The 2,282-nt window shown below is 58.2% G+C and carries 2 protein-coding genes; one reads left to right on the forward strand and one right to left on the reverse strand.

Annotated elements, in window-relative coordinates; genetic code table 11:
* Positions 1 to 73 precede the first annotated feature (73 nt).
* Complete coding sequence (locus GOW04_RS21735) at positions 74 to 1,051, forward strand: CoA ester lyase (RefSeq protein WP_171233992.1); 978 nt, start codon at positions 74 to 76, stop codon at positions 1,049 to 1,051.
* A gap of 69 nt (positions 1,052 to 1,120) precedes the next feature.
* Here the strand turns inward: GOW04_RS21735 and GOW04_RS21740 are convergent, their stop codons facing one another.
* A complete protein-coding gene (locus GOW04_RS21740; protein ID WP_171233993.1) occupies positions 1,121 to 2,122 on the reverse strand; it encodes a helix-turn-helix domain-containing protein in 1,002 nt (333 codons plus the stop codon).
* Between the last annotated feature and the right edge of the window lie 160 nt (positions 2,123 to 2,282).

The following is a 2,282-nucleotide window of genomic DNA, read 5'->3' on the forward strand; positions in this document are numbered from 1 at the left end:
CAAGGCCGAAGTCGCAGACCTCTGCGCCAAATTCCCGATCTATCCGAACCTGTAAGACGAAGGACCAGAATCCATGAGCTTTCATTCCATTGACCAAGCCCCTGCCCGACTGAACCGAAGTGAATTGGCCGTGCCCGGCAGCCAACCCGGAATGTTCGAAAAGGCAGCCAAATCCGATGTAGACGTCATTTTCCTTGATCTGGAAGACGCGGTCGCACCGGATGAAAAGGAACAGGCCCGCAGGAACATCATTCAGGCGCTGAACGATATCGACTGGGGCGACAAGACCATGTCGGTTCGGATCAACGGTCTGGACACGCATTACATGTACCGCGACGTCGTCGATGTGGTCGAACAAGCGGGTGAGCGGCTGGACCTGATCATGATCCCCAAGGTCGGAACTGCTGCGGATGTCTATGCCGTCGATATGCTGGTGACCCAGATCGAAGACGCCAAGGGTTACAAAAAACGGATCGGGTTCGAGCACATCATCGAAACCGCGCTTGGCATGCAGAATGTCAGTGAGATTGCGGCAGCATCAAAGCGCAATGAAAGCCTGCACTTCGGCGTGGCCGACTATGCGGCCTCGACCCGTGCGCGCACCACGATCATCGGTGGTGTGAACCCGGAATACTCTGTTTTGACCGATGCAGACCCCGAGGGCGGTCGCCAGTCCCATTGGGGTGACATGTGGCATTATGCTCTGGCCCGCATGGTGGTTGCGGCACGCGCCAACGGGCTGCGTCCGATTGATGGGCCTTTTGGCGATTTTCAGGACCCGGACGGTTACAAGGCCGCCGCAAAACGTGCCGCCGTTCTGGGTTGCGAGGGCAAATGGGCCATTCATCCAAGCCAGATCGCGCTGGCGAACGAGGTGATGTCGCCGTCCGACGCCGAGGTCAACAAGGCGCAGCGCATTCTTGTTGCCATGGCCGAGGCCGAGGCAGACGGAAAAGGCGCCGTTTCGCTGGACGGTCGGCTGATAGATTACGCCTCCATCCGTCAGGCCGAAGTGCTGGTGGAAAAGGCCAGCCAGATTGCTGCGGCGTGAACCAAACCAAAGTTGCGTGGGAAAACTGCCCACGCGATGTCATCGCCCGTTGCGCAAGCCGAAGAAGTGCTAGGATCCTTCCGGCGCCATCGACCCCGTGAACCGACGGTCCCGCACATCATCCGGGCTGGTTTTGTAGCAGCGTTGAAACGCACGTTTCAAAGCGACGGGCGATGAAAAACCGGTGGCTGCCGAGATTTCGATCTGCGACATGTTCGTGAACTGCAACAGGTTCTGCGCCCGTTCCAGACGAAGCTCCTTGTACGTGGAAAGAAGCTTTGCTCCGGTTTTGCTCAGGAACCGTCGTTGCAGTTGACGCGTCGAGGTTTTGAGCAAACGGGAAAGGTCCGAGATCGTCAGTGGATCTTCGATGTTCTCCTGCATCGCATCCAAAGTACGCGCCACCAGAAGATCGCCTTTTGCCCTGTGCACCAGCCGGGCGGCCAACCTGCTTTCGTATTTTTGCGTGGGTTCGGTCAGACCGATATAGCTGCGCAATGCGTCCGCTATATGCTCTCCGTGATCTATGGACACGAATTCGGACAACAACCGCAACGCGCTCAATCTGCTGGTCGCGCTGTGGGGGTGCCCGTCGGCGGCCAGATGGGTTGCCGCACCGCAGCTTTCCAATCCGCTTTCCAGCGCGGCCGCGGCAAAGTTCGGGTGAACCGCAACGATGTGTCGGCCTGCTCTGCCCAGTTGCACCAGCAACAGGACAGCTCCCCCGACCAGAACGGTCCTTGAAGACAGGTTGAGAACTTGCGAAATCCAGGTTCTGCGCGAACCAGAGACGTCCCAGTTGTTCTCCAGGTCGCCCCAGAATATCGCCGTCCGACCTGCCCAATAAAGAGGTCCGCCGACCGAGTCATTTCCGGACACCCGGAGATTGACGACGTAAGAGCAGTTTTCGACCAGGCTGTTCAGAGCGTGATAGAACTCGACGACGATCTCAGCCGATGCCAGCGCCCGCGTGTCGCTGAGGATAACATCGATGTGTTTTGTTCTTTCGGGCACCTCCGGCCCGGTCTTTGCCAGGTCGGCGCGATCATTTGCGAGGACATAGTGTTTCATTGTTCCTCCATCAAATTGACGAGAGGCAGCGCCTCGCAGGACGCTGCCCTCATTTTCGGATTTCAATCCGCCAGAGCAAACCGCGGATTGCTACGCCCGGTTCCCTATTCCGCGGCGTCTGCGTATGCGTCCATTGGGGGGCATGTGCAGACGAGGTTTC

Source organism: Ruegeria sp. HKCCA4812, assembly GCF_013034245.1.
Taxonomy (GTDB): Bacteria; Pseudomonadota; Alphaproteobacteria; order Rhodobacterales; family Rhodobacteraceae; genus Ruegeria.

What these genes read in the sequence shown, in the direction of transcription:
- GOW04_RS21735 (WP_171233992.1), top strand. Translation starts at nt 74, where the DNA reads ATGAGCTTTCATTCCATTGACCAAGCCCCTGCCCGACTGAACCGAAGT.
- GOW04_RS21740 (WP_171233993.1), bottom strand. Translation starts at nt 2,122, where the DNA reads ATGAAACACTATGTCCTCGCAAATGATCGCGCCGACCTGGCAAAGACC.